22 protein-coding genes and 2 pseudogenes are annotated in these 26,831 nt (G+C 47.2%); 11 read left to right on the forward strand and 13 right to left on the reverse strand.

The genetic code is table 11. The annotated features are described in order from the left end of the window. Nucleotides 1–40: 40 nt before the first annotated feature. A protein-coding gene (locus AC27N8_RS03375) for an IS3 family transposase (RefSeq protein ID WP_487063828.1) occupies nt 41–1,215 on the forward strand; the annotation gives its coding sequence in 2 pieces (ribosomal slippage) (nt 41–313 and nt 316–1,215; 1,173 coding nt in all). Nucleotides 1,216–1,536: 321 nt separating this feature from the next. Here AC27N8_RS03375 and AC27N8_RS03380 read toward each other — a convergent pair. Next, nucleotides 1,537–2,021: pseudogene (locus AC27N8_RS03380) on the reverse strand (Tn3 family transposase). A 257-nt stretch (nt 2,022–2,278) separates the two neighbouring features. On the opposite strand from AC27N8_RS03380, the gene AC27N8_RS03385 reads away from it, so the two are divergent. After that, nucleotides 2,279–2,458 carry a hypothetical protein gene (locus AC27N8_RS03385; RefSeq protein ID WP_487063943.1) on the forward strand — a complete coding sequence of 60 codons (180 nt, stop codon included), beginning with the start codon at nt 2,279–2,281 and terminating at the stop codon, nt 2,456–2,458. Nucleotides 2,459–2,507: 49 nt separating this feature from the next. Here AC27N8_RS03385 and AC27N8_RS03390 read toward each other — a convergent pair whose 3' ends face one another. From AC27N8_RS03390 to AC27N8_RS03405, 4 genes are all read right to left on the reverse strand, one after another. Continuing rightward, nucleotides 2,508–2,888 carry a hypothetical protein gene (locus tag AC27N8_RS03390; protein ID WP_487063945.1) on the reverse strand — a complete coding sequence of 127 codons (381 nt, stop codon included), beginning with the start codon at nt 2,886–2,888 and terminating at the stop codon, nt 2,508–2,510. A 22-nt stretch (nt 2,889–2,910) separates the two neighbouring features. Continuing rightward, nucleotides 2,911–3,558 carry a toll/interleukin-1 receptor domain-containing protein gene (locus AC27N8_RS03395; protein ID WP_487063947.1) on the reverse strand — a complete coding sequence of 216 codons (648 nt, stop codon included), beginning with the start codon at nt 3,556–3,558 and terminating at the stop codon, nt 2,911–2,913. 46 nt (nt 3,559–3,604) lie between these two features. Continuing rightward, complete coding sequence (locus AC27N8_RS03400) at nt 3,605–5,092, reverse strand: hypothetical protein (RefSeq protein ID WP_487063949.1); 1,488 nt, start codon at nt 5,090–5,092, stop codon at nt 3,605–3,607. A gap of 246 nt (nt 5,093–5,338) precedes the next feature. Beyond that, the gene (locus AC27N8_RS03405; protein WP_487063951.1) at nt 5,339–6,115 is read right to left on the reverse strand and encodes a tyrosine-type recombinase/integrase; all 777 of its coding nucleotides are present in this window, start codon (nt 6,113–6,115) and stop codon (nt 5,339–5,341) included. A 178-nt stretch (nt 6,116–6,293) separates the two neighbouring features. Between AC27N8_RS03405 and AC27N8_RS03410 the strand changes: the two genes are divergently transcribed. Further along, nucleotides 6,294–6,647, forward strand: a complete 354-nt coding sequence (locus AC27N8_RS03410) for a DUF4158 domain-containing protein (RefSeq protein ID WP_487063953.1) — start codon at nt 6,294–6,296, stop codon at nt 6,645–6,647. A 60-nt stretch (nt 6,648–6,707) separates the two neighbouring features. On the opposite strand, the gene AC27N8_RS03415 is transcribed toward AC27N8_RS03410, so the two are convergent. Beyond that, nucleotides 6,708–6,971, reverse strand: a complete 264-nt coding sequence (locus AC27N8_RS03415) for a hypothetical protein (RefSeq protein WP_487063955.1) — start codon at nt 6,969–6,971, stop codon at nt 6,708–6,710. A gap of 1,084 nt (nt 6,972–8,055) precedes the next feature. Between AC27N8_RS03415 and AC27N8_RS03420 the strand changes: the two are divergent. The 7 genes and pseudogenes from AC27N8_RS03420 to AC27N8_RS03450 form a co-directional block, all read left to right on the forward strand. Next, nucleotides 8,056–8,334 (forward strand): annotated as a pseudogene (locus tag AC27N8_RS03420) (tyrosine-type recombinase/integrase); the annotation flags it as partial. A 366-nt stretch (nt 8,335–8,700) separates the two neighbouring features. Then, a complete protein-coding gene (locus AC27N8_RS03425) occupies nt 8,701–9,123 on the forward strand; it encodes a hypothetical protein (protein WP_487063957.1) in 423 nt (140 codons plus the stop codon). A 965-nt stretch (nt 9,124–10,088) separates the two neighbouring features. Further along, entirely contained in the window at nt 10,089–10,541 is a 453-nt protein-coding gene (locus tag AC27N8_RS03430) for a hypothetical protein (protein ID WP_487063959.1), read from the forward strand. A 77-nt stretch (nt 10,542–10,618) separates the two neighbouring features. Beyond that, nucleotides 10,619–11,542, forward strand: a complete 924-nt coding sequence (locus AC27N8_RS03435; RefSeq protein WP_487063961.1) for a toll/interleukin-1 receptor domain-containing protein — start codon at nt 10,619–10,621, stop codon at nt 11,540–11,542. A 736-nt stretch (nt 11,543–12,278) separates the two neighbouring features. Beyond that, the gene (locus tag AC27N8_RS03440; RefSeq protein ID WP_487063963.1) at nt 12,279–13,157 is read left to right on the forward strand and encodes a hypothetical protein; all 879 of its coding nucleotides are present in this window, start codon (nt 12,279–12,281) and stop codon (nt 13,155–13,157) included. Nucleotides 13,158–13,634: 477 nt separating this feature from the next. After that, a complete protein-coding gene (locus AC27N8_RS03445) occupies nt 13,635–14,444 on the forward strand; it encodes a phosphotransferase enzyme family protein (protein ID WP_487063965.1) in 810 nt (269 codons plus the stop codon). Nucleotides 14,445–14,587: 143 nt separating this feature from the next. Further along, nucleotides 14,588–15,541: a GNAT family N-acetyltransferase gene (locus AC27N8_RS03450; RefSeq protein WP_487063967.1), complete on the forward strand. Its 954-nt coding sequence runs from the start codon at nt 14,588–14,590 to the stop codon at nt 15,539–15,541. 106 nt (nt 15,542–15,647) lie between these two features. Here AC27N8_RS03450 and AC27N8_RS03455 read toward each other — a convergent pair whose 3' ends face one another. The 5 genes from AC27N8_RS03455 to AC27N8_RS03475 form a co-directional block, all read right to left on the reverse strand. Beyond that, nucleotides 15,648–16,952 (reverse strand): DUF790 family protein, encoded by a 1,305-nt coding sequence (locus tag AC27N8_RS03455; RefSeq protein ID WP_487063969.1) that lies wholly within the window; start codon nt 16,950–16,952, stop codon nt 15,648–15,650. Further along, the gene (locus AC27N8_RS03460; protein ID WP_487063971.1) at nt 16,952–18,316 is read right to left on the reverse strand and encodes a DEAD/DEAH box helicase; all 1,365 of its coding nucleotides are present in this window, start codon (nt 18,314–18,316) and stop codon (nt 16,952–16,954) included. The genes AC27N8_RS03455 and AC27N8_RS03460 overlap by 1 nt, the downstream gene beginning before the upstream one ends. Nucleotides 18,317–18,368: 52 nt before the next feature. Then, nucleotides 18,369–19,055, reverse strand: coding sequence for an AlkZ-related protein (locus AC27N8_RS03465; protein WP_487063973.1), 687 nt, complete (start codon nt 19,053–19,055; stop codon nt 18,369–18,371). A gap of 195 nt (nt 19,056–19,250) precedes the next feature. Further along, complete coding sequence (locus AC27N8_RS03470) at nt 19,251–20,015, reverse strand: GNAT family N-acetyltransferase (protein WP_487063975.1); 765 nt, start codon at nt 20,013–20,015, stop codon at nt 19,251–19,253. Nucleotides 20,016–20,336: 321 nt separating this feature from the next. Continuing rightward, a complete protein-coding gene (locus AC27N8_RS03475; RefSeq protein ID WP_487063977.1) occupies nt 20,337–21,137 on the reverse strand; it encodes a class I SAM-dependent methyltransferase in 801 nt (266 codons plus the stop codon). 194 nt (nt 21,138–21,331) lie between these two features. On the opposite strand from AC27N8_RS03475, the gene AC27N8_RS03480 reads away from it, so the two are divergent. Next, on the forward strand, nt 21,332–22,243 hold the full coding sequence (locus tag AC27N8_RS03480; RefSeq protein ID WP_487063979.1) for a LysR family transcriptional regulator: 912 nt from the start codon (nt 21,332–21,334) through the stop codon (nt 22,241–22,243). Nucleotides 22,244–22,258: 15 nt separating this feature from the next. On the opposite strand, the gene AC27N8_RS03485 is transcribed toward AC27N8_RS03480, so the two are convergent. Both AC27N8_RS03485 and AC27N8_RS03490 read right to left on the reverse strand, forming a co-directional pair. Continuing rightward, nucleotides 22,259–23,107, reverse strand: coding sequence for a COG4705 family protein (locus AC27N8_RS03485; protein ID WP_487063981.1), 849 nt, complete (start codon nt 23,105–23,107; stop codon nt 22,259–22,261). Between the two features lie 157 nt (nt 23,108–23,264). Further along, a complete protein-coding gene (locus AC27N8_RS03490) occupies nt 23,265–26,735 on the reverse strand; it encodes an ATP-binding protein (RefSeq protein WP_487063983.1) in 3,471 nt (1,156 codons plus the stop codon). Between the last annotated feature and the right edge of the window lie 96 nt (nt 26,736–26,831).

Below are 26,831 nucleotides of genomic sequence, written 5' to 3' on the forward strand. Positions count from 1 at the left end.
GGTAAACTTGGAGAAAGACTCCAAGAGGAGGGTCAAGAACATGGCAAAAATGATACGCACGTTTACGAAAGAATTCAAGCTGGAAGCAGTGCAGCTCTTGCAATCGAGCCAGAAATCGCAAGCGCAAATTGCCAGAGACCTGGGTATTGCAGACAGCACGCTCAGCAATTGGTGCAAACAGTTCATCGAACGAGGAGAACAAGCATTTCCTGGAAGTGGGCATCTTCCTCCATTAGAAGAGGAGAATCGACAACTCAAGCGAGAAGTTGATGTCCTTCGACAGGAGCGTGACATCTTAAAAAAAGCTATCGGCATCTTCTCACGACACCAGATCTGACGTATCAGTTTATTGCGGATCACCGTCAGGACTACTCTATTCGCGTGTTATGTCGAACATTGGACGTCTCAGAAAGTGGCTATTATGCCTGGGAAACCCGTCCGGCCAGCACGCACGAGCGAGAAGATGCCAAACTTTCCGCCTTGATTCAACAACTCTTTCTCGAGCATCGCCAGGTCTATGGGAGCCCACGTATTCATGCGCTGCTCGCCACACAGGGGATTCATTGTGGACGCAAACGGGTGGTGCGCTTGATGCAATCGTTGGGTCTTTCAGCCTTGCCTAAGCGGTCTCGTCGTCCCATGGGCACCGCGAGCGATCCAACGGCCCGCTTTGCACCCAATCTGTTGGATCGTGATTTCAATGCATCGGCACCCAATACGAAGTGGGTCACCGATTGCACCATGATCTCGACACAGGAAGGATGGCTCTATCTCGCGGTCGTCCTTGATCTGTTCGCACGTCGGGTTGTGGGCTGGGCGATGGCCGCTACTGAGGACGAGGCGCTGGTGACGATGGCACTCCGCATGGCCTTAGCTCGGCGGCAGCCTGAAAGTGACTGTTTTCCACTGTTACATCATTCAGATCGGGGCAGCGAATATACCAGCCTGGGCTATCAAGCGTGTTTGGCCGGGGAAGGAATTCAGGTGAGTATGAGTCGGACCGGGAACGCATGGGATAACGCTGCGATGGAGTCTTTCTTTGCAACACTGAAGAAAGAGTGTATCTACCGATCCTCTTTTCAAACACGGCGACAAGCACGTCAAGCGGTTTTTGAGTACTTAGAATGTTTTTACAACTCAATTCGGCTTCATTCTACGTTAGCCTATGTCAGTCCGATCTCGTTTGAGCAGGCAAACGATCAACCGATGAGCTAACCATCTTTTGTCTCTCTATCTTTGCGGGTCACTTCCAGGTTCTTCATCGCGATGAAGAAAAATGGAAAAGGTAGGGGTATCGTCCACCAGTTCATGTGCTCATGATACTGGCTTTGTTTTATGCCTTTTCCTTGTGTCTCCAGAATAGCGTACAAATAAAAGAAAGAGGCAAGCATTCAACAAAATAAGCATAAAGTTCCAACAAATACCTGGCTTTGTCGACGGCTCCTACGGCCATTCCTGTATAAGTTATACGCATTACTATTCAATTTTTTAACACCGCTTTGCAAGCTGTGCGACGGTCAGGGAAGGTTGGACATCTTACTGGCGATGTAATGCCGTGATGGTCATATGGAGATATCTCCCTTTTTCCGCTCGATAAAGCGTCTGATCGGAAAGATCATGTAATCGCGAAGCAAAACGAAATCCCAACAAAGTAAACAAACCAAAACAAGATCCGTATAGCCTCCCGTATCCATATAATGCTCTTTAATTCCTAGTGCATCTTGGTAGAGCAATCCATCTAGAACGTAGGTCGCATCGCGCATAGTGCAATTGACAACATCTATCCAGTATTGCTCCCTTCGGTTGTTGACATGGTTATATAATGTCACTCCTCGACGCCTGCCAAAATAGCACGAATTATGGTGTGCGTTTAGATTAGAGGTTGCCATACTAAAGTGGATACCATCGGAAGAAGAGGTTTTCCTAACGCTGAAGAGAGCCGTGAGAGGAAGTGTTCTGTAGTAAGTAATGAGATGATGGATTGCTGTTCGTAAGGTTTCTTTTCGAAAACACCAATCTATTGAAACCTATAGAAGACACACTGGTTGCTCTCATTTTTCTTGCTAATACCATATAATAAGAGTTATATAGCACTAGACAAATATTATAAATTACAATATTTGTCTAGTGCTATTTTTGTGAAACATAGGAAAAGAATTTCGAGGACCATGTAGCATTCGGAAGGCCAAAATACCTCTCAGAACATCAGTAATGAAGAGAACGGCTATCATTACCAGTAGCCATCCACCAAAATCAGCCACTTCAAAAAGGAGGATCAGTGGGAACGTCTGAAACGAGAGATGCAAGAGGAGTGGAGGACCAAGAAAGAAGAGAAGCGGGACCAATAGCTCCCAGGCAGGGCACCCCCCAGGAGCAGCCATTGCCGCTAATTAATCTTATGCTTGATTTATTGCTTGCGCAGCATCTCTGCCAGTGGAAAAGTCTGAACAGTGGCTAGAGCACGATCAACGTCGCGATTATGATATCCGCGACCAGGTAAAAGGTTTTCATACTTGGCTTGAATCAAAAGAAGAACTCATACCTGAGAGAAACTGGATCATGCCTTGCTTGAGCATTTCCGAGGGATCAAAAGGGAGCGTATTGATGAACAGGTTATTGACGTCGAACAGCATGACCACGCCCCAGTGCTGTTGTGGTTGCATGAACGGGATGGAGTTGTATCCAATCGTCGTGCCACCATGCCAGATGCCTTGAATAACCCCGCTAGGGGTGTCGAGATACTCCCCAGTCGTCCAACCCATCCCATAACCCTCACGTTCCCTTTTGTCTCCCATGTGGATGGCTGGTGTCTGCATGGTGGTAAGGTCAGCCGAAGAGATGAGTATAAAATAGTAAAGAGATAAAACAGTTATAAGAAGTAAAAGCATTCCCTTTTTCTCTTCTTTTGTGTTACGTAGGCATAGTTTTCGTCTGCGTTAGTTTCTGATCAACAGCCTTAACAAATTTGACCAGCGTATCCTCTCGTAGCGAAAGCGTCATTTCGCTTAGAGGTTTGCTTAGAGGGTTTATAGACTGAAATATTTCTATCCCGCTACCTTCGAGCAGACAGGGTGAAACGATAATCGGGATGATTGCGGTACCTTCAGCCTCAGCGCGCGATAGAATCGTCGGTAGTTCATATTTGGTAACAAAGTCGGAGGCAAGAAAATCGGCACTCACTATCAAGACAGCTATGACAAATGACTGAAGTGCTGCTTGCAGTTCTTCTTTCCATTTTGTACCAGCTACGATTTGGGAAGCATCCCAGAGTTCTATGATGCCTCTTTGTTCGAGTGGCCTAAAGTGAACCCGCAATAGCTCCAGCCATCTCGTGTCCTGATGGCTGTACGCCACAAAAACTTTCGTGTGGGAAGGTCTAGTGACTTTTTCAACTCGCATATTCAATGCAGGCGTAGGCGTTCCTTTCACAGACTCAGTGACTTTTTCAACTTCTTTGTTTGCCGTAGGAACGTATGCCTTTTTCTCAGCTTTGGCATGAGAGCCAATAGCAAGGTTTTCTGCCTGAAATGTTCCGCCCGATATGTTGATATTATCCACCTAATTCCTCTATTCTTTCCTATTTCTTGACTCCCTATTACTGAGTTCAAGCTTCTCTCGCTGTATTAGCTTTTCCGACGGCACCGGCAATGTTCGAGACAAAAGCCTTTGCTCGCTCGCCGATAGCGATATTATCCCCTTTAAACTCTCCACCAGAAATCATGATACCATTGTTTATCACTTCCTGCCGCTTCTTGAGGTCGGTGGTATCAATATTTTTCTCATCCAGAAACTCAACAATACCATCTAGGATCTGATTTTGAAGAATTTGCACATACTTCTCTTTATCAAGTGTTTGGAAGTGTTGCTGGTAGTGTCTAGAACTGGCAACTTCACGTAGACTGCTGATGGCACCATAATCAAAAGCGGGATTTTCGTCAATTATACGTCTCATTCTCTTCCTCTTTTGTGCATGCTCTAATGTAGCAATCCCTCTTCCTAACAGCAGCAATGGAGAAAAAAGCCAAGAAAAAATTGCGGGTCCCAACGATTGCTGTGCTACTTGCAGGAATTTTCTCAGCGTGAAAGAGGTTTCAATATTATCTATCCGACGGTAGCCTTGAGGGACTGGAGTGAGAAGTAAGTAATCTGCTTCAGTGAAGAGATTTTTACCGGCTTTGGAAAATCTCAGAAAGATGGAAAGAATGAGTTCTCCATTCCATGATGTAACCTGAATACATTTATAATGACGAACGTTTTGCGTGGGATGCTCACTAATATCTTGCACTAGACGGGGATTTACTTGCGTGTAAGGACGTGTGTGGGGATTGGCAAGAAAACGCCTATCATTGCGAATATCCTGTCCGTTGACAAAAAGCTTGTCTTCAAGACTCAACCCTTCTATACTAAGAACTGATAGCTTACGGGTCAGGTAATCGTAAATCTCAATGAGCGTAAAATCTTCTGGGCAAACTCTCTCCTCTCTTTGCATCTTTCCATGGCTAATATTGACAGCAAAAGACCAAGCACCAATCTTCTCCCCAAATCCAACAAAGGGAGAATAGCCACTATAGACAACAACATTATTGTTTCTCGTGTTTGACAGCGATTTCAGCTTTTCCTCCAAATGCGAATCAAGAGGAAAATGAAGACTATTGGATCGAAACTTTTCCCTGGCTAATCCAGCAGCAGTGGCTCCGTAATACTGAGACCATAACTCATCCCCCACAATGATCCAGGCCATGAGAAAAAACAATAGGAAAAGGGGGAATAAAGGAACACCAGTAATCAAAAGAAAAAAGATAAATATTAGAATAGCTATAAGCAAAAGGTAAGATAATGAAATATCGCGCATAAATTTTCTGTTATTCGCTGCTAGACAATATTTGATGACTAATGTAAGATCAACATCGTTGGACACAACGATTGCTTTGTGTTCTTCATGAATGATATGCTCTATCACATATTTGCGAAAACTGGCATCAAGGTGTGCTCCAGCACAGAGGTAGCGGGTCGTTTCTGTGGCGGTAGTAGCAGATGCGGTAGGTGAGGATATGAAATCCTCTTGCGCATAGTTGCTATATTGTTTGCTCATATTCTAGTCCGTTCTAATATCTTGCGTTGAAAATTTTTCGCACATTAATAACATCGATAACTACTCCATTACTTAGCTGTGTATTTTGTCATTTCTCAATCTTCTCTGAATCGGACATCTTTACTACTTCCGTGCAATCTTCTTAAATTCTTGTTGCAAATTCTACTTCTTCCCTTGTATGCTAATCATCGTCGTATTCAAAGAGCCATAACCCATGAATTGCGCCAGCCGATGCAGAGGGACCAACTAGGCCATATGATCGCCAAAACGATGACGCAAATTATGGGGACTCGTATCACGGACCTTGGCTCTCTCCGCATACTTTTTGACAATATAGCCAAGCGCACGTTCTGAGAGAGCCGCTTTGGTTTTACCAGAAGGGAACAGAAGACTACTCTCCGAAGACAAGGTGGAAAGATACTCTTCCAAGGCTTTGTGCACCATAGCATTGAGTGGAACTTCGCGGTATTTGTTGCGTTTGCCGATAACTTCAAGTGTCCCGCTTCTTTTGCACATCTTTACCTGATCCTGTCGCAGTTGGCACATTTCTCTGGCTCGTAACCCTGTATGCAGAAGTAAGATAATGAGGACATACTCTCTGAGCGTCCCTTCATTGGTGATTGTTGCTACTAACGCATGTTCTTCAACTAGCTTCACTGGAATCGATGGATCATAAGAAATGAGTTGTTTCTGGATAGCCCAGCTACAATAGCGTTTTAAACTGATTAATGCTCTATTCACCGAATTTGGCTTTTGATGTAGGTCTTTTGGGAGGTATGTACGATAGCGGGTCAGTGCGGGCGTCGTGATGGCTTGTGGACGGAATTCAATTGGAGATGAAGCTGTCTCGCTTATCCTCCTGACGGAATTGGCTTCATGCCAAGCAGCAAAATGACGAAGATAACTGAGGTAGTTTCGCCGAGATGCATCTGCTAGATCTTCGTGTTCCCAAAGAACCTGCTGATATTGTGCCAGAGTTGCTTCCCCTGAAGAAGAAAGTGACGGATTGGCTAACCGCTTCATGAGTACCGCCTCTGTTCAAAGAACCTTAGCAAAAAGACGATTTAAGGGATATCTGCAACCTTAGCAGAAATAAGACTTGGTCAATTGCGCCATTTAATTCTGCAAAGTTATATTAGCATAAATCAATGGTTCTGTCTAGCAGATCGGGCAAAGAGAGAAAGAGATGTGATGTGTAGCGGTGACCGCGATTGAACGAACGGCTTATCCACGCTTTAAACGGATACTCTTGGCCAATGATCAGGAAGAGGTATATACTCCAACGCCTGCTGAGCGTTTCCTCGCACTCCGTTTGACAAAGGGCACAACGGCCGAGATCGGCTTTCTAGTTCTTCTCAAGACCCACCAGCGTCTAGGGCGTTTTATTCCACTCGGTAATGTGCCTTTCTCTATCATCAATCATATAACCAAACTCATTGATTCTAACTTGCATGTTTCAGATCTGAAAATCTACGATACTAGCGGAACGAGGCAGCGTCATATTCCTCTTATCCGATTGGTAATGTTAAAGTGTATTGCATCGATCAGGATTTGATTAGAGGTGGCTGAATGGAACTCCAGCGTCTTGTCAACCGTGAACAGTGCTTTGCGATGACTACCATAAAATTTCTTTACGAAGCCTTGATAGCGAATCTCTGTGATGAGTTCTGACTTGTTCACACTGCTCTAACAGCTTTGCTGGACAACTTTTTCGATTGAGAACGGCGCGTACCTGTACGCCGCCCTCAGCTGCATCTTTAGCATAGATGCTCGTTTGTACCACATCTGTCAGTATGTCGACCAGATGTTCAGTAATGGCCCGCTCTTCATGGCGGAGCCATTCGAGTTCCTGCTTCGCCTTCTCTGTAAGCTTGCTCATCCGTTTGAGAAACATCTGGACGATCTCGTCACGGGTAGAGACGACCGCCTGAACGATGAGGCATGCCAGTAGTGTGAATCGCTTGGGTTCTGCGAAGTCGGGGGTCTGAGGGATACAAACTCTGTGCCTCTTGTGACAGATAAGTGATCTTCGTAGGACGTAAATCTTCAATTAGGTGTCCCATCGCGTCTAGGGACTGAAGCCAGATGATCCGACTGAGCCATTCACCCAAATGGGCGAGTGTGGCACTCTTTGGGATCTTTGATCCTATTGAAGGCCGTAAATAGGAAACCTTCCTTCATTCTGTTCAAGCAGGCGCGCGAGGGCTCGTTTTTCTTCAGGCGTGAAGAGCATAAAAATACTTCTGGTAGATCCCAGCATGGGCGAGTGGTGGATTAGCGTGTCACACGATCCAAGGCACTAAAAGCAGGAAGCTCGCAGTGTTCCGACAGCAACGTTTGGGTAGCCGCATTGATGAGATTAGCTGGGCTCCCCATCACCTGGGCGATTGTATGCATACCACGAGCGGCAATGTGCCGTATTTCTTTCCCCGGGTTCTTGATTTCCAGGAGGGTGCGAATAAAAGAGTATTAGAGGTAGATAAATTAATAAGAAATATTAGACATAAATTATGCATTTTATTTTTTCGATTGATGTGGATAATAAACGCTCTAAGGATAATTGAGAGATCGAAAAAACTGCAACCGTTGATACACTTTGAACAAGATCATCAAGGAAATTTTTTGCACTGGTCCACGAGCGTGAGTCGTAACAAAGGCGATATCAGTAGGGTTGGGGTAAAGGCGATATCAGTAGGGTTGGGGTAAAGGTATTCCGCAAATCCTTCACCGAGGACGCGCAAGTAAAATGAGAGTAAGCAGTTTTTTCAATCGAAGTCATTGTTGACTACTCTTCTTTCTACACAAATACTCGTGTTTCCGCTTGCAAAGGAGCTACTATCATCCGTTCAGGCAAAGGTGATACCTACTGCGAAATACCCCTGAATACGGAAGTGCGCGAGGCACTTAAGATCTGGTTCAAGGAGCGGAGCAAACGTTTCTAACAAACATTTAATCAGGCAGTTTTTCTCAATCAGAAAGGGAATCGACTTTCAGCCCGCTCGATTGACCTCCTCATTGGCCATATCGGGGCTGATGTCCATCTGGAACTCTCAGCTCACATCTTGCGTCATACCTGCTTGACCAATCTCGTTCGCTGTGGAAACGATCTCGTGCTGATCGCTGAAATAGCGGGACATAAGCGCCTGGAAACCACGCGACGCTCTAGTTTGCCCTCCGTGGAGGATCGCCAGAACGCCATGGAACAATTGCGAGTCGATTTTAAGGATGAATGTGATGGCTGATCAAGATGCTCGATTGCAATCCGAAAATTTCCGTTTAATATGGAGGAGATAGCTATTTCCCTTATCTAAAGAGCTTCAACTATCCTTAAACAAACCATCGTTTTTTCAATTTATGTTCTCTGTAATCTCTTCATCTTATGGGTAATCGATTTTGCTTTTATCGATATTACCCAAAACTATCCTGTTGTAAATTACCTGTACAATGGGCTGAAGATTGCCTCTGTTCTCGTAATATCAGTTCATTTTTTGATAAGCTGTATCATCGAAATTAAAAAGGAGAAACAAAGGGCTCTCCAGTTGGAAAAGAAAGAGTGACGCAACAAATTCCAAATAATATTGCGCAAAATCACTAATGGAGTAAAAATCATGCAACCACCATCTCAGAACCCTAATCGTTATCCTGAAGAAGAGCATTTTTGTGTTGCGGCGACGCGGCAATCAGTCAACAGCGATCCGGCTATGTTTGGCAATACTTCTCATTTTTTGCGACATGCAACAAAAAATTGGCTTGCTTTAAGTCTTGAAATATTAGTCACAGCAGTTTGCTTCTTGCTGTTCAGCTTGATTGGACTGTCCAAGGACATAAGCGTAATCCTTACTTTTACAATCAGTATCATTGTCGTTGCTATTGGTATAACCATAACGTATAAAGGCAACCAACTTGCTCAAAAAAGAGTAAACAGATTGTGCCACTCGAACCAAATATTGCCCCTGACACTCGTGCTAACAACCTTTCCAATGGGTCAGGGAACATTTCTATCCCTACCCCTATGGCTGATGGCACGGTAGTGATAGACCATGGAGGACAGGTCGATTTTTACACTGGCAAATCAGATAATAATATATAACAGATAAATATTCAATCACGTTTCTCGAAAACAAGATTACCAAAGATTATGATTATCAATAAACAAAAGGATCATTTGTGCTTAGATATGCTCAGGAAGCACCTAAAGGCTCTAGAACCCCAACTAATCAATTTCTGGGATGATACTCAGATTTAACTTGGTACTAATTGGAGGCAGGCCATAACTGAGGCGATTAATTCCGCTGATATCGCGCTTCAGCTAGTTTGTGCGTACTTCATCGCCTCGGATTTTATCGTAGAAGATGAACTTCCCCAAATCCTGCATCATAGTTCTGAGGGTAAACTTACTATACTGCCATTGCTTATCTCACCCAATCTACTCAACGAAAGTCCTTTGATAAAATACCAAGCATTAAATCCCGATAGGCCTTGGAAAAGCTCTCTGCCTGGGAACAAGAGCGAACTTTAGTGGACATATCCCTACAGATCCAAGAAGTTTTACAGTAGTTTTTGATAACGAGTAGCCTGCTGCATTCCATCCGAATGAACGCTGAGCTACGAAGGTATGTTGTGTCCCTTCTAAAATATAATAAATTGCTTTGTGGTAGGATTTTACAGTCATCCTAGCCTACCTTTATATGTCTCATTATTAAATAATTGCCGACAGGATAGATACAGCAGGGAAAGATTGGCTTTTGCTCCCAGTGCAAACGCAATGCTCCGGATAAAGCTTTGCTTCTAAAATGTGAGCAGTGGTAAATGTTGCCGCTGTTTAGAGCTGCATCTGTTACACTTGGGCATGGTAAATCTAGAGGTAAACAGTAACAGAGCTTACTCACGAACCACATAAAACGAAATGTTGTAGAGATTGGATAAAGTAATATGATCTCAAAGCTATCTTTGCGTATTACTTGTAAGGAGAGTAAAATGAAAGAGGCGAATGAAGTTGGCTGAAACTACAGATGTTCTTATGAACTTGATCGAAGAAAACTGGAATCAAGTACGTCATTCTGAAGATCAACGAGCTACGGTTACTAATTTGATTGTAATTGTTGTTTCTATCATTCAAGGTATTCTGACGCAAACCGGATTTACAAAGAATGCCTTGCCACTGACGATCTTACTCATGCTTCTGGGGTCTTATGGTGTTATCATGACTGCAAAATTGCATGAACGGAGTCGTTTTCATATTAAACGCGCCAGAAAGTTCCGCGAGCGCCTTGATATGTTATGTCCGGATGCTCAGATTAAACTCCTACAATCGGAAGCTGATCAAGATCATCAAAGGCAATATCCAATCTTGTCAAAGAAGGTTCGTTTGAGTAACCTCTGGCTGGCCCTACATGGGCTCATCATACTTTTAGGCGTTATCTATACCATTGTTATTCTCTTCAAATAGTAGAGGACGTGTCTAAAACCCAAAATTACTCAGAATAGTGATCTTATCATCCATATCAATAGAAAGTGAGGAAATCTATGGTAAATAACGCTTCAGCTAATGAGGACACTCGCCGCTTAAAAGTTTTTCTCTGCCACGATTTACGTGATAAGCAAGATATTGTTATCCAATTGACAAAATGGCTTGAACGCCACAATGTAGAGGTGTGGAGATCTGACCTGATGTTGCGAGGGGGCGAAGAATGGTCATCAATTATTTACAAACATGCTATACCAGAAAGTGATATATTTCTGCTCTGTCTCACTAGGCACTTTATTGATATGACCGACGGAGAGCGACACCATGAGGTCCGCAAAGCTCTGGAAATTGATGAAAGGAAACATCCAGATCCAGATAATCCGTATATCATTCCGCTCCGTATAGATCATGTCTCTTATCCTGGTATTGAAGAAATACAATATATAAATTATTATAGATCACCAAATTTTAATATAATCCTGCCGGCTCTGCAAAAGAAAATGCAGTATCTTGGTATCTCTACTTCAATGAAGGCGCAATTGCTTGCCTCCCATTCAACTGATGCGAAATTTGAAGCTATTAACGACATACCCCTATCACACCCTGCTGGCAATAATCCTGAGCATCACTCGTATACGGAGCCATGTAACATAGCAGTTCAGTATCATCATCATAAAAAAACACATGGGTGTAAAGTCCAATTTCTGCTATCTCAAAAGCATGTACTTGAGTATCAATTTGAATGGCATGGTTTTCAAGGCGATAGATTTACATTAACGCTTGATGGGCATACATTTATTGATACTGGAAGGCAATTTTTGGGGATACCTTTCTTAGAAAAAAGTTTTGAAGTGGAAAACCTCCGTGGCACTTTCTCCCTTATTAATCAAAAAGATCGTACTAATCCTAAGAATCGCTTCAGGGTAACAATCACACTGGGTAATACTATTCTGTTTAAAAAAGAAGATGGGTGGAATAGTTAAATCGGCTAAATAAGTTCCTTGCCTTTTTAACACCAATTTGCAAAAATTAGTGTGATGGTATCAATTTTAAATTTTTTTCATCTCTTATGACTAAATATTTCCACTTGTGACCATTTTTTAATTCTAAAATTTACCCTTATTATGCCAAGATGGGTAGAGCTACATTAATTTGTGAAGTTCTGCTTATTCGAGCTCATTTTTGAGGTACCTTGGGAGCTTTTCATCGGATAATGTGATTCTACCCTAAAGTATCCGATTGATAAAATTGAAATTATGTTATACACTTCATATTGTATTTGGTGAAAAGCACATCTATCGATGTTCATTTCGCTGATTAAGACAAGAATAATTAATAAAGCTCGCTCATTATACCTTAGCTGTTACCCTTTTAGGAATATGAAACAACTTTTGCTATAAAATTAAGAGAAGGAAAAAATTACTAATGAACAGTCAAGCGCATTTTCTTATTAGCTATCAAAATTGCTTAGTGGGGTAGGCACGTGTTGCTGCCGAAGATCTGGGAATTATGCTTCGCCAGAGGATTCTCAGTATTGTCATTCAACTTGTGCTTGCATGTCACATGAAGGTGATTTTGTTAAGCAATACAGTAATATCATTGGCGATTTGTTTCTCTGGCTACTACGCAGAATAGATATCCTGTTAATACAAGTTGATGCCTGTATAGCTACATCGGAAACATACAAATAAACAAACGTACTTTAAGGAGGGAAAGCATATGAATTACAATAATGATGAGCCTTCAAGATACAGCAAGCTAAAGACCCAAAATTTCTGCCAGAAGTACCGTTGGATTATTATTGTGACAACCGTACTCGTATTTCTTGTAGTTATCTTTGCTTCTACAACTTTCTATCTTTTCGCAAAACAAAACAACATCCAACAAATACCGACACCAATTTCCACACTACCATCGGTGATAAAACCAACTGCCACAGCACTATCTGCGGCACCAACGCCAGTAGTGACGCCAACAATAGCTATTACTTCTGGCACAGTCTTGTGCCAATACAATACATCTACTGGATTTAACAATTGGACAGGTTCTCTAGAATGGAAACCAATTAATAATGGGACATATGGAGGAGATGGTACTGGAGATGGAAACGGAGCAAACGGGTATATCGCTTGGTCTGACTGCGAGCCGAAAACAGCGAACTACGCTGTGGAGTCTGAGATGCAATTCGTAAGAAGTACTAATGATCGGAACTCATTTGAGTTTGGTATTATGCTTCGTGGAGATGGAAATAAATCTGGTTATGAGGTAGGAGAAGGTTTTTCAAATAATTGTAATGCTACCTCATTAGAGAAAGTCATGGTTACGCTTGTTAGAGATGAGCAGCCCCTAAAAACTGGCTATTGCGAAGATTTCGTGTTATCACCTCTACCAGGTTCTTCTGCTAGCAAAGATTATCAACTGGATACCCAGATGCATCTCTTTCGAGCCGAAATCACAGGGAACACTATTCGCCTTTCTCTTGATAGGCATCCCCTCTTAGAAACTAGCGATAATACATATACTGATGCTAGGCAGATTGGTTTGAGAGATGTCTACGGGAGCATTAATGTTCAGAGTTTCAAGGTGATTGCTTTGTAGTACCTTATGCAACCAAAGTCAAGAAGTTATAGATTATTGGGTAGAACACAAGGAACTTGTAATACATGTTAAATTGGCTGTTATTACCCTTCTTGATGAAGAATATTATGCTTAGTTCAACGTTTCAAACCTAACATGCATCTCCATAGGCGATCGCTAACAGACGTTCGCTGCACCAAGCAATTCGCCAGTATGTGTCTGATGAGGCGGAGCAGCAGGAAATTGGAGCGATCTATCTGACGGATTTTCTCTGCGTAGCCTTGAAGCGGGCGTATACGGTGGTTGTTCATAGTTGGAACAGGTGTGAATCTTTCACGCGAAACTGTAGAAACATGGAGGATGCGTGGTAAAGTACTTTGATAACTGTATCTCTTCATTGTCTCCTAAGTGATTCAAGGAAACAAATCTATCTGGTAAATCCTAGCAAATAGGGCTCATTGGTTAATTCATGTATTAGAATATCTAAACAAGGCAATCATGGTTGAAATTGCCAGGCTCTTTCTGTTCTTCGAACAGCAAAACTATCCTGCAGAACGAATTGTTTTCACAGTTGAGCAGACAACAACAGTTGCTATGAACAATTGGCATCTCTTGATGACCACATGCCTTGTCGGAACGCCATTAGCATACACCCCTCCTACCTTCTCGTCTCTTGGAGCAATTGTGGGACGACTTCATGCTCTTACATCATCGCTTCCTTATACACCTCCCCAAGCGGGTATGCTTCCAGCAGGTGAACTTGCATTTGCACAGCAACAATTGGATTCAATTGCCTCTCGGATTCCACGTCCATATATTGCACACTATGATGTGCTGGAAAAAGCTCTTTTGTCAATTAATCGCGGCACGAATTTGCCAACCACGCTCATCCACAACGATTGTCATCCTGCAAATGCTCTCATGACTGGATCTGAACAGGTAATCCTCTTAGATTGGGAAGGAGCAGGTATGGGACCTGCCATCATTGATATTGGTTTCTTGCTTGTGAACTGTGATGGGAGGGCACCCTGGGACCCTTTATCAATTGGTGCTTTTCATCTAGAAAAAGAGCTTCTCCAAGCAGCCATTGAAGGATATTGTCACTACCACCAACCGACTACTGACGAACTTGATTATCTGCCGGACGCCATGCGTTTTCGTTCTCTCGTCTTTGGAGCCTGTAGCTTTGCAGCGGCGATTGTACAACAGAAACGTGCTGATTTTTCTCAATGGTGGTGGAAACGCTATGGTGCGTCTGAAGAGATTGCCGACCACGCAAGAACCTATTTTGAACACATTTTGCAGTAACAATACAAAGATCGAACAAATGAGCATACTTCGGCTTTGACATATAGCTTGGAACTCCGTTAGTTTTGGTAAATACTACTTGTCTGCTTGAAGCGAACAATGCTGATATACTCTCCTCAAAAAAGAACAAAAGCGAGGGAAACATGGACTCTGTCGAACCAGGGAGTTTTACCATCCGTCCGGCCACACACTTCGATGTGCCAACGATCTATCGCCTGCTCCAGTCTCATGAACGTGCGCTCTATGGCACGACAGACAAAATTCTGGCCTATGTCCAGGCGACGTATTCTCTGCCTGCGCTCGATTTCGCAGAAGATACCTGTCTGATCTTTGATCGCGTCGGGCAACTCGTCGGATCCATGCTCTTAGAACAGAGTGGGTCTGCCACCTTCGAGGTGGCGATCTGCGCCTTCCCTCCAATGCCAGGCTCGTATCTCTGCGACTATCTCTTGAACAGAGCGATGCTGAGAGCACGGACGAAAATGGCATTGTCTCAGCGAGCAGCGGAGGGAACGCTCTCCAGTTGGATCTCCTCGATTGACCAGGAGAGTCTGCAATCGTATGAAAGAGCAGGTTTTCAGGAAGTACGCCGCAACTGGCGGATGGAGATTGATCTCAATGAATTGCCTGCGCAACCTTCGTGGCCAGAGGGTGTAGAGCTGCGGCCCTTTGTCTCTGAGAGAGATGATCGCGCGGTCTTTGAGCTGCTCGAAAGGGCCTTTCAGGATCATTGGGGTGAGACCTCCGAAGATTTTACGCAGTGGCGGCATTGGGCCATCGAGCAGGCTGATTTTGATCCCTCGCTCTACTTTATTGCCTGGGCGGGCGATCAGCCGGTTGGTGGTACCCTGTGTCATGCTGGTCCGTCAGGTTGGATCAATAGCTTGGCCGTTGAGCGAGCGTTTCGAGGCAGAGGACTTGGCCTCGCTCTTCTGCAACACGCCTTTGGCGAATTGTATCGCCACGATCTGCATCGCGTTGGTCTTGCCGTTGATTCTCACAATCTTACAGGAGCAACCAGGCTCTATCAGCGTGCTGGGATGCGAAAAACACGAGAATATCTCAACGTGAAAAAGGATGTGAGTGTAGAGATGTGACAACCTCCGCGTCCCTGGCGAAGAAATCGCCTACGACGTACGCGGTTCCGAGCCTATGCTCTTGATGATCTCTGGCGGCAGCGGCAGTAGCAGCCAGAGATCACCATTATTTTTCTGTGGTCTCTTGTGACTGCTTTAATTTGGAAGACGTGCGTCCACGCTTCCGCTTTGGGCGTGGCCCATAGACACGTTCGGCGATAGCTTCCACCGCCTCCATCACCTCTTTGAGCACCGGCTTGTGCTGAAAGAAGAGCGCTTCGCTAGCCGTCTCTTGAAAGGCTTCTTCCGTGACATTGAGCCCCTTGTAGACGAGCAGCAGCATGTGCGCACAGTTGGCGGCACGCACCTTTTCGACTTTTCGTCGCAGGTACTGCGGATGCCAGAAGCCTACTAACTCAACAATCACGCGTCGCGTCGCATCCTGCTCATCCACGAAGGTAAAATCGGGAATCATGACGGTATCACCCAACAAGAGCACCTCACTCTCGCGCTCAAGGCGCCAATGTCCGCGCTGCTGGCCGATCTTCTGCTCGAACTCGCCGGCAAAGTCTGCCTCCAGGCGACTATCAAAGGGTCCCGAGCGCTGAAAGTGGGAGCGCAGCGCACTGGTATAGTCGAGCTGATAGATCATCTCTCCCCTGGCCTGCGGCGGTCGGACATGGGCCAGCAACTGCCAGCGCTCGCACAGCAGCAGCGCGGGCAGAAACGCCGCCATCTGCCTGCCGTAGCGCAGCGTTGAGGAGACGAAGGGAGAGATCGGTCCATCCAGCTCGATCTGATAGCCACCCTCCGGCTTCGCCTCCGCCCAGAACATCAGCTTGAAGAACTTGATATACCGCCAGAGATCCTTGTAATTGCTGAAGGCCTCGATGGTGATCCGCGAGGCCCAGTAGAGCACACCGCGTGCCAGTTCCAGATTGTAGCGGTGCAGGAGTTCTGAGGCGGTCCACCTGGGACCGGCATCGGTCAGACGATACAGTGCCGGTCGATCGGCAAAGAGCAGATCATCCATCTGCTCCGCATCGAGCGTCAAGGCGGTGGCCACCTGCTGGAACACCTCCTGTCGTGTCTGAGCATGAAAAATATCGGAGTGCCTGAACACAGGACCATATGCGAAGACCTGTTCTCGCAAGACGGCGAGTGGCAGTGGCGTCTCAAGAGGCGTAAAGGTCGCTGCATCCGTCAGCACCTTGGCCAGCCCACGCACAAAGACATAATCAACCCGATTCCCTTCGTACGTCTCCATGGCCTCTTCCCAGGCTTGCTGCGTCTTGCCCAGATGGCCTTGCAACAGAGCAATCAACTCCTCAGCGGTCTGTTGCAGCTCAGGATCGTGCTCGCTCACCATCTCTACAGAGAGCCTCGAGCCGGAGAAACGGAGCCGAGGTCGTATCAAGTCGCTCGTCAGCATCAGCGTTGCTCCCTGGGCACGTGCCGGCGTTGCACTTTCCCCTCTTCGACCGTCCCACGGACCAAAACTTCAAAGAGCATGGCCTCGCGCATCTCCTGCTTGCGTAAAATCCGTCCCAGGCGTTGGATATATTCCCGTTTACTCGAGCCTCCGCCCAGCACAATCGCCACCTTGGCCTCAGGGACGTCCACCCCCTCATTCAAAACTTTCGATGTTGTGATCACACGATAAGCGCCATTCTGAAAAGCGTCAAGAATATGTTTGCGTTCCGCCACGCCAGTCTCATGCGTGATGACAGGGATCAGCCATTCGCGTGCGATGCGATAGGCCACGGCGTTGCTTTCGGTGAAGACAAGGATACGTTCGCCGGAGTATTCACGCAACAGCGTATCAAGTACTGCAAACTTGCCTTCACAGCCCCAGATAATGTCGAGCAAGCGCTGACGAGCCAGAAAGGCGGCACGAGCTTGCATATCAAACGAGGAGAGTCGCATCAGCTCCCGTAGCCATCCTGGCCCATGACTCTGCCGCAGCCTGCGCTCACGTACAAATCCCATATAGATAGCGTGGGCCGCATCATAAGCCACCCGTTCATCGGACGTCAGGTTGACACGAATACGCTGAGTCCGATATTGAGCCAGTTGTTTTCCGAGCAGGTTCTCGATGCGCTGCGTATACACAATCGGCCCAAGCAGCTCATCCACGCGCCAGCGGCCATTCATCTGCTCATGCTCCTCGGGATAGGTCGCCGTCAATCCGAGCCGGAAAGGGGCCGGTGCCATCAGCGCAGTCTCGCCCCACGATCTGGCTGGTAAATGCTGAATCTCATCAAATAAGATCAACTGAAATGTATTGCCAGCTTCTGCGATCAGATCGCCAGCCGAGCTATACGTCGTCACAGTGATAGGCTGGATGTTTTTTTCGCCGCTGTAATAGACCCCTATCTCGATCTGGAAGGCGTTGACCAGCCGAGAGTACCACTGATGTACCAGAGAAATCGTCGGGACAATCACTACGGTCGAGGCATTGATGTCACTGATGGCCTGGATGGCCACGAAGGTCTTGCCAGCTCCCGTGGGTAACACGATGCTGCCTCGCTTCCCGGCTTGCTTCCAGGCAGCCAGGGCAGCCAGTTGATAATCATGCGGATCTCTCTTCTCATGCAATGTCAGAGCCAGACGTTTCCAGCGAGGAATATCGTTGCGGATCGCTTGCTCCCGCAGCCACGGAAGCACAGAGCTGTAATGATACGCTTCGCACCTCCATCGCTCTTTGATAAATTGAAATGGAGGAGGGATCTGCTCAGCGGCTTCGATATGCTGAAGAACCAGCGTACCACCCTGAAAAAATATCGATGATTTCATGGCATCATGATAGCAGAGACCAGCCATGTCAGTCTACAGTATCGACTCAAAGTCATGGGTAAAATGGAGCCAGCTTCTTTTGCAAATATGCCACAGCATTCTCATCCCAGTCCAACTTGAGCCGGGTGAACAACTGCGTTTTGGCCTCAGCGGATGTCAGCGCAAGGGATGCAATCTGATGATCTTCCATCCAATGCTCAGCCAGCATATAACAGGCGCCAAACCAACCACTGTTGCTTCCCTGATGATGGCTATTCTCAGCCATGTTAGAGATCACAACCTCAATAGTATTTTGCAAATCAATCAAGGCACGGTCAAAAGCATTTTTGTCAGTTTTGTCCTGCATGCCGGACAGTTTTCTGAGCGCTCTGACCTCGATGCCAGGATGCTGCTGAATGATCTCATAGAGTTTGACCGCTGGACGAGACAGCAAGCCATTCGCATAGCGTTCCGCCAGCGTTTGGGACGGAGTGAGCAGACATTTCACGAGCGGAAAAACTTCTCGCGAGATCAAAATAGGTCGAGATCCAATAAACCGACCATAGGCAGCGACCCCTTCCGACGCAAAGCGATAGCGCCATTGCCAGGGATCGGTATCGGCTCCTGTATGCCACGCGGCGGGCTCGGTGATTGCATCAAGAGAGGGATGATCAGGGATGGCGCCTGATAATGGCAAGATGCCCAGTTGTTCTAAGACACCACAGGCTTCTTCATACGTGTGCACGATAACTTGCGACATGGTGCAAGCTCCTTTTCTGGAAAATTTGTTTCAGAAGCATTATACGCAACCGCAAGATATTGTCAACACTAGTATCCAAAGAAGGAAGCGTCTCCCCAAAGAGATCAAGCGCGCTGCTAAGTCGGTGAGCGTTGACACCGTGGGAGAAAGGGATTTTATCCCTTTCCCCACAGTATTGGACGCAAGCAGACAACGCTACATTAGACGGATATCAAGCACTTCTCCAACGCGTTGGAAGCCGACACGCGCATAAATGCGAGCTTCAGCTTCATGAGCAGCCATCAGAAAGACGGTCGAGATCCCTGCGGACCAGGCCATCTGGGTCAGACGAGCGGTCAACGCGGCTGCGACTCCACGGCGGCGATACGGCATACGCACGCCAACCGATGTCAGCTCTGTTGTCTGGTTGAAAGGCACAGTACAATTCCCGCCACCGACAGCATCGCCGCTTACACGATCACGTGCCAGCAGAGCGATTCCGCCAGCCGCCATAAAAGCACGCTGCCGCTTGATATCCTCAAGTCCTGCTTCAGGAGCGGCCTCATTATATGCTTCGTTCTGAGCGACGATCAGAGCGCGTATCTCCGCATCCGTCGTAGGGACCACAAACTCAATCTCGGGAGGAAGCCCCGGATCATAAAAGCGCTCCAGTGTACAAATCATTAAAGGCATACGTTCTTCCACATGGAAGCCAGATGACATCAGGGCCGGTTCAACCGCAGGCGCAATTTGCGGGAGATATTCCAGACGTGGTAGACACTGCATTTGCTGGAAGAGCGTAATCAAAGAGGTAATCTCTTCAGATGAGGGAGAAGCTTCCTCATCAGGAATAGCATAATTTAAAAAGGGATTGGTGGTATGAGGCGTAAAGGTAACCATAAATGGGCCGATATGCTGAACATCGCGACCACGTGTGGCTGCGTTACGCAGGTAGGATTGAATCTGATTATGTTGCTCCATACGAGCGGACCTCCTGAAATGGTAGTATTGCAACAAAAAAGGAGGTGGCATGCTCGCGACCAGAGCAAAGTCCGCTATGAGAGAACGTCAGGAGGTGGAAATGTAATAGTTAGCCTGTTGTCATAGATCTGAAAAAGGCAAACAGACAAACACATCACTCAGCTTCACATCGCTGATGCATGCCACAGGTTACATATGAAGAGCGCGTGGACGCGCAAGTGTCCATTCCAGAGTCGGCCTCTTATTATAGAATTTGGTGACGTTCTCGTTGAAAACTTACCATACATATCTGTTCATGTCAATCACTTCTGCTGCTCCATACTACTTTTTGCGCCCCTTTAGCAAGAGGAAATCCGTGGCGAAACTGGTCAGATGTCCTGCATCGTCCTTGACCATCGCATAATACGCCTGAATGGATGGAGAACGAGATAACATATACGCTTCAAGCCGGCTTGTTTCCTCCACAGATAACTGTGAACGGGCGGTCCAATCTTTATAATTGTGCGTCCGACGAAAGGTCTCGACATGCTCGATCTCTAAATGAGCACGGTGAAAGAAAGCACGCCATTGTTCCTCGGTGTAAGAACGTATATGCGAGTTATCGCGCCACTTCTCGATCCCATTCACAAAGGCATCCAATTCTGGATCACCGGGAGCGCAGCTATCAATGAGAAGAAAGAGGCCATGCGGTTTGAGGACGCGGGCAATCTCGTTCACCGCTTGTGCGAGATTGGGAAAGTGATGAGGCGCGATGCGACAGGTGGCACGCTCAAACGAAGCATCATCGAAAGGGAGTTGCTCGGCATCGGCAATAGAATATTGAGCATTGGTCACTCCCTGTTCGATCAGAAAAGCCTTCGCCTGTTCCAGCATGGCTGGAGTGAGATCAGTAACAGTGATCTGGGCCACATACGGAGCCACAGCCAGAGCGGTATGTCCTCCCCCGGTGGCGATATCGATCGCGTGCAGAGAAGCATCCCATTCGCCAAGCTCGATGATGCGTTGCAGATCGCTCCCTGTGCGATGAGACACACTGGTGACGTAGTTGGCGGCTGTACGACTAAAATATGCCTGCACCTGTGCTTTTTTGAGATCGTTTGTATCAGATGAATCAGTTGTCATAAAAAGCCTCTTTTCTGTTGCATATTCCGCTGCCTGGAAAGTCTCCCGGCAGCGCTCTGACGCGTCACTCCAACAAGCGAGCGCGAGAACGATGATGCCTCAAGTATAGAGGAGAAAAGTTGATACGTCCAATCCCTATTTGATATAATGATGATCTCACGCTGAGATCAACTTGTGAAGGGGAGAGCTCTCTGATGGAATTCTACCAGCTCACCTATTTTCTGGCAGCGGCTCAGACACAAAATTTCCGCAAAGCCTCCGAATTGTGCCTTGTCGCGCAATCCGCCTTGAGCCGTCAGATCGCGTTACTGGAGGACGAGTTAGAGATCGCGCTCTTCACGCGCCAGAAGAAACGTGTCGTGCTGACACCGGAGGGTCAGGAATTTGCACGCTACGTCAGAAATGCCATGGAGCAGTTGCAGGAGGGACAGCAATGGCTGAGCGGATTGCAAGTCGGTCAACGTGGACTGATCCGTCTGGGCTGCATCGAATCGCTGGCAACTGCTTTTTTGCCCACTTTTTTTGCCTTATTTCACGAGCAATATCCACAAGTACAGTTAAAAGTGCGCGTGAATCATACCGATGAGTTGATCAGTCTGGTCGAACAGGGAGAGATCGAGCTTGGACTGGTCCTTGATCCACACCTGCAATCAGAGCTACTGATCATCAAGGAACTTTTTCGCCAGCCGCTACACTTGCTCGTCTCCTCACAGCATCCTCTGGCTCAGATGAACATTCCAGCAGTCACTCTGGAACGCGCCGTAAGTGAACCACTCCTTCTGCTTGACCAGACCTCCCGCATGGGACAGATCACTCAAAGGATATTCATCCAACGCGGCCTGCCGATACAGCCGCTGGTCGAGATCGAATCGATTGAAGGACTCAAGGAGATGGTCAGACAGGGCATCGGTGTGACCCTCACGCTACCCGCCTTAATACGACCATCTCAGATTAATCACGAGCTGACACTCCTCCCGATCATTGATCTGCCCGAAGAGTTCATCTTCGCGCTCGTCTATCGCCGTGTCGGATCAATTTCGCGAGCCGCCCGCGAGTTCATCAACGTCATTTCGCAGCAACTCATGAAGAATGGACAACGAACATAGCCCGCGCTTGCCAGATCATTCCTCGAGTTTATCAGGAGAACTTTCTTTACGCTTGCTATCTTTATGCGTAATGCTCAGGTAGACAATCAAGCCAAGGATCAAAAGCGCTAAGCCGATACTGACCTTGTCAGAGCCTACGCCAATTCCTCCCTGGCCATATGGCTTCCCCATCCAATCGGCAAACGACGCCCCCAATGGTCGCGTCACAATATACGCAAACCAGAAGGCAAAGATCTCATTGAAGCCCAGCAGCCAGTAGCCCAGAGCTGGTATCGCAATCAAGACCGCAAACAGGATACCCGAGGAGAGATAACCCAGGCGCAGCGTTGATGCCGTCAGATCGCCCACGGCAGTACCAAGAGCAAACGTCGTCACCACCGTCGCCCAGTAAAATAGCTCACGACGATAGGTATAAATGCTGTGGATAGATAACGTTTTCTCACAGACAGACCAGACCACAAAGATAATAGCCAGAGCCACGCTAAAGAAGAGAGTCGAGACCAGATAAGGAATCCCCAATCCAATATGCAATACATCAGCCGCCATTGTGCCAAAGACAGCCACCATCGTAACGGCGAACCAGTAAACCCAGACGATATAGCGCCGTACAGCAAATTGCAGGATAAGTGCGACTACCAACCCAATACTCCCGAGAGCCACCGCAATTACTGGATCGATATGCTGGACCAGATAGTCTGAGGTTGACTCCCCCATGGCAGTAGCTAATAACTTCATAATCCAGAAATAGACCGTCACCTCCGGAACCTTACTCAAGGCTCGTCGGGCGAGAGGTATCGATTGAGCAACGCCAGCGAGAGGATCAGAAGCCGCCTTCGTTTGGCGGCGCAAGAGAGACTTATTCATAGATATAATTTCTCCAGGTAGAGATATTTGTATCAGCTATTTAAATCCTTAGCCTCTCCGTACTGTAACGTGTCCACATGAAGCGAAGATGAATACTGCCCCATTTGGGGCCTTACGATGCTGTGTGATGCTATGAAGAGAGGAATTTTGGCAGATACTACGTTTGGGAGAGAGGCAAGGAGAAAAAGAACGTGGTGCCTTGTACACCATCGCTCTCCACCCAGATAGTTCCGTGGTGTCGCATGACGAATTCGGCCGCGATATAAAGTTCCAGGCCCAACCCTGGATAGTTGGCCCGAGCCTCTCCTTCGACGCGAAAAAAACGCTCAAAGAGGTGAGGCTGCATCTCTAGAGGGATACCAATCCCATCGTCGTGGACGGAGGTGATGATGCTCTCAGTTGTCCTGACTGTTTTTACTGTAATGCAATCGGTTTCGGGGGAATATTTGATGGCATTGGTGATCAGATTGGTCAGGACCTGTCCAACGCGATCTCGATCAGCAGAGATGGTCACGGGCGCGACAAGTTCCATCACAATCTGATGACGGGATGTCGTATGCTGCATCTCTTCGACGATTTCCCGGATCAGTTCATTAAAATCAAAGACGGAGGGATGAAGCAGGAGCTTGCCACTTTCTATCTTCGTGACATCAAGGAGATCGCCAATCAGAGCAGTCAATTTATCCAACTGCACGTCCATCTTCTGGAGCAGTACAGCCGAGCGTTCATCGCCAGACTGGCGGAAACGACGTTCCAGCAATTGCGCATATCCCTTCACACTGGTTACTGGAGTTTTAAGCTCATGGCTAGCAATGCCAATAAACTCATCCTTTTGCCGTGAAAGTTCTTCAATGCGTTGCCGTGCCTCTACCTGCTCGGTAACATCGATCCCATAAAAAAGAATCCCATCAATTTCTCCTCTGAGATTATAGGAGGGCTGATAGACAAAGTTAAAATATATATCTTTGAATGTTCCATCTCCTTGAGGATCAAAGCGAGCCAGAATCTCATTACCTACAAAGGGATTCCCTGTCTGATAGACTGTATCCAGCAACTCGTAGAAACCTTGCTCCGCGAGATCGGGGAAAGCATCGCGCACGGATTTCCCAACGATATCTCGATGCGCTCCAATAGTGCGCATATATGATGGATTGGCCAGCTCAAAGACATGCTCTGGCCCACGCAAGATCGCAATCAGAGCCGGCGCTTGTCTGAACAGATCACGCAATCGTTGCTGCTCAGCCTGGATGAGCACTTCCGCGTCTTTACGGATACGAGCCATTTCGAGATGTGCTCCTACGCGTGCCAGCAATTCCCGGGCACTAAATGGCTTCACCAGATAATCATCGGCCCTGGCTTCTATCCCTTCAATCTTCGCTTCTTCGCCAGCGCGCGCGGAAAGCAGAATCACCGGGATGTTCTGTGTGTGAGGATCGGCCCTCAGCGCTTGTAATAGCTCAAATCCATCCATGCCCGGCATCATCACATCTGTCAGGATCAGATCTGGTCGCGACACCTGCACAGCCGCGAGCGCCGCTTGCCCATCCGCAACAGTGCGCACGAGATATTTATGTTGGAGTATGCGACTGACATAATCGCGCATATCGGCATTATCATCGGCAAAGAGGACCTGCTCCGATGTCTCCTGCTTACGATCAAGACCTTCCGCTTCTCTCTGGCCTGCATAGCTCCCATCAGCGGTAGGGGGGATAGCGGAAAGCATATCAATTTCTTCCTCTTGCCCGGACAGTAATCGGAGCGTTTCATGCACATAGAGTCGCGTATGGACTGAAGAAGATGTCAGCGTATGTTGCGTAGCAATCCGATCTTGTGGCAGATGCGCTGATCCTCGTGGCAGCGAGACAGTAAATGCACTTCCGATACCGAGTGTACTTGTCACGCGGATCGTTCCCCCGTGGAGCCTGACCAACTCTTGCACGAAAGAGAGCCCAATGCCGGTCCCTTCAATTGTTCTTCCGCTTGTTCCCTTGATACGATGGAAGCGCTCAAACATATGAGGAAGTTCTTCGCTGGAAATACCGACGCCTGTATCTTTAACCGTCACCTCAACCGTGGTTTCATACTGCTGCAGCGTCACGGTAATTGCTCCCTTGAGGGTATATTTAAAGGCGTTGGAGAGAAGATTGAGGATAATTTTCTCCCACATCTCATGATCCACATACACCGGCTCATCGAGGATGGGGCAATCAACAATAAGGGCCATGCCTGCTTTTTCGATGACAGACCGAAAGCTACTGGCGAGATCAATCGTCAGAGTAGCCAGATCCATCGGCTCATACAGTGCCTGGACACGTCCTGCTTCAATGCGAGAGAAATCGAGCAACGTATTGACGAGTTTCAAGAGTCGCAACGCGTTACGATGCAGAATTTCAATACTCATGCGTTGCTCTGGCGTGAGCGCATCCTTTTCGACTAATATATCTTCAATCGGGCCTAGCATGAGTGTCAAAGGAGTACGAAATTCATGGGAAACGTTGCTAAAAAACATCGTTTTAGCACTATCGATCTCGGCCAAGGCTTCGGCACGCTTGCGTTCCTCTTCATACGCCTGCGCATTGGTCATACTGGCAGCAATCTGCCCTGAAATGTGTTGAATAAATTCTTGATATTTCTCGTCAAAGCGTCGGAATGGATTGAGACCAACGATCAACACACCCACTTTTCTCGTCTGGCCGGAGGACGCAATGGGAACCGCTACGGCGTGATAAGCTGGACGCGGCCACGCTCCCATAGGAAGTGTGGCGAACTGGTGATTTTCGTCAGAAACCATGCACATCTTCTGCTCACGCAGGACTTCGGCAAAAGGCCAGCAGGCAGGGGCATCAAGCGTCACCATTTCTGGCACGATCTGATGTCCCGTGGGGATACCAGAGGTTCCAACCAGAAAGACCGTGTTAGTTGCCTCATCAAACAGATAAATCATAGCGAAGGGCACATCATACGGATTCTGTGCCAGGTTGCTAGCACTGAGGCGACACGCATCCTCAACCGTACGAGCTTCAGTCGTGGCAGCGGCCAGGATGCTCAAGAGCTTCACTTGTCGCTCACTGATAATGCGTCCAGTATCGTCTGTATTCGCACAAATAATACCTTCCACCGTTCCCTGGTCGCCCGGAACTGGACTATAAGAAAACGTGTAGTAGGTCTCTTCAGGATATCCATAGCGTTCCATAATCAGCAGCAACGCTTCATCGTAGGTTCCCTCATTATTTTCTACGGCCGTGCGTAACCGGGGTCCAATGTCGTCCCAGATTTCTTGCCAGACGACAGAGGCTGGCTGCCCGAGAGCCTCTGGATGCTTTCCACCCACGATGGCTTTATATGGATCATTATAAAGCTTGATCAGCTCTGGTCCCCAACCAATCCAGATAGGTTGGCGCGAGGTCAGCATAATACGTACCACCGTCTTCAGGCTCTGTGGCCATGACTCAACCGGTCCCAACGATGTCTTTGACCAATCTTTGGCGCGTATACGCTGCCCCATCTCCCCACCGCCCGCAAAGATGTCAGCAGCGGCAGAAGACAAGAAAGATGGCGTACTTTTCTGAGAAACGGAATATGACGATTCTTCAGCGATAACGCCAGATATATCCTCATTTGTCGTCATCTTGTATACAATCTCTTTCGCAAAGCGCCTATCCTTATGTATTACGGAGCGCGGACTTCCCTCGCAGATAACTCCATTATTTTACCATAGGCACTT

It is taken from the genome of Dictyobacter sp. Z7_2 (assembly GCF_057551105.1).

Coding starts and splice junctions, on each gene's coding strand:
- AC27N8_RS03390 (WP_487063945.1), bottom strand. CDS start 2,888: ATGCTTTTACTTCTTATAACTGTTTTATCTCTTTACTATTTTATACTC.
- AC27N8_RS03400 (WP_487063949.1), bottom strand. CDS start 5,092: ATGAGCAAACAATATAGCAACTATGCGCAAGAGGATTTCATATCCTCA.
- AC27N8_RS03405 (WP_487063951.1), bottom strand. CDS start 6,115: ATGAAGCGGTTAGCCAATCCGTCACTTTCTTCTTCAGGGGAAGCAACT.
- AC27N8_RS03415 (WP_487063955.1), bottom strand. CDS start 6,971: ATGAGCAAGCTTACAGAGAAGGCGAAGCAGGAACTCGAATGGCTCCGC.
- AC27N8_RS03425 (WP_487063957.1), top strand. CDS start 8,701: ATGCAACCACCATCTCAGAACCCTAATCGTTATCCTGAAGAAGAGCAT.
- AC27N8_RS03435 (WP_487063961.1), top strand. CDS start 10,619: ATGGTAAATAACGCTTCAGCTAATGAGGACACTCGCCGCTTAAAAGTT.
- AC27N8_RS03440 (WP_487063963.1), top strand. CDS start 12,279: ATGAATTACAATAATGATGAGCCTTCAAGATACAGCAAGCTAAAGACC.
- AC27N8_RS03445 (WP_487063965.1), top strand. CDS start 13,635: ATGGTTGAAATTGCCAGGCTCTTTCTGTTCTTCGAACAGCAAAACTAT.
- AC27N8_RS03450 (WP_487063967.1), top strand. CDS start 14,588: ATGGACTCTGTCGAACCAGGGAGTTTTACCATCCGTCCGGCCACACAC.
- AC27N8_RS03455 (WP_487063969.1), bottom strand. CDS start 16,952: ATGCTGACGAGCGACTTGATACGACCTCGGCTCCGTTTCTCCGGCTCG.
- AC27N8_RS03460 (WP_487063971.1), bottom strand. CDS start 18,316: ATGAAATCATCGATATTTTTTCAGGGTGGTACGCTGGTTCTTCAGCAT.
- AC27N8_RS03465 (WP_487063973.1), bottom strand. CDS start 19,055: ATGTCGCAAGTTATCGTGCACACGTATGAAGAAGCCTGTGGTGTCTTA.
- AC27N8_RS03470 (WP_487063975.1), bottom strand. CDS start 20,015: ATGGAGCAACATAATCAGATTCAATCCTACCTGCGTAACGCAGCCACA.
- AC27N8_RS03475 (WP_487063977.1), bottom strand. CDS start 21,137: ATGACAACTGATTCATCTGATACAAACGATCTCAAAAAAGCACAGGTG.
- AC27N8_RS03480 (WP_487063979.1), top strand. CDS start 21,332: ATGGAATTCTACCAGCTCACCTATTTTCTGGCAGCGGCTCAGACACAA.
- AC27N8_RS03485 (WP_487063981.1), bottom strand. CDS start 23,107: ATGAATAAGTCTCTCTTGCGCCGCCAAACGAAGGCGGCTTCTGATCCT.
- AC27N8_RS03490 (WP_487063983.1), bottom strand. CDS start 26,735: ATGACGACAAATGAGGATATATCTGGCGTTATCGCTGAAGAATCGTCA.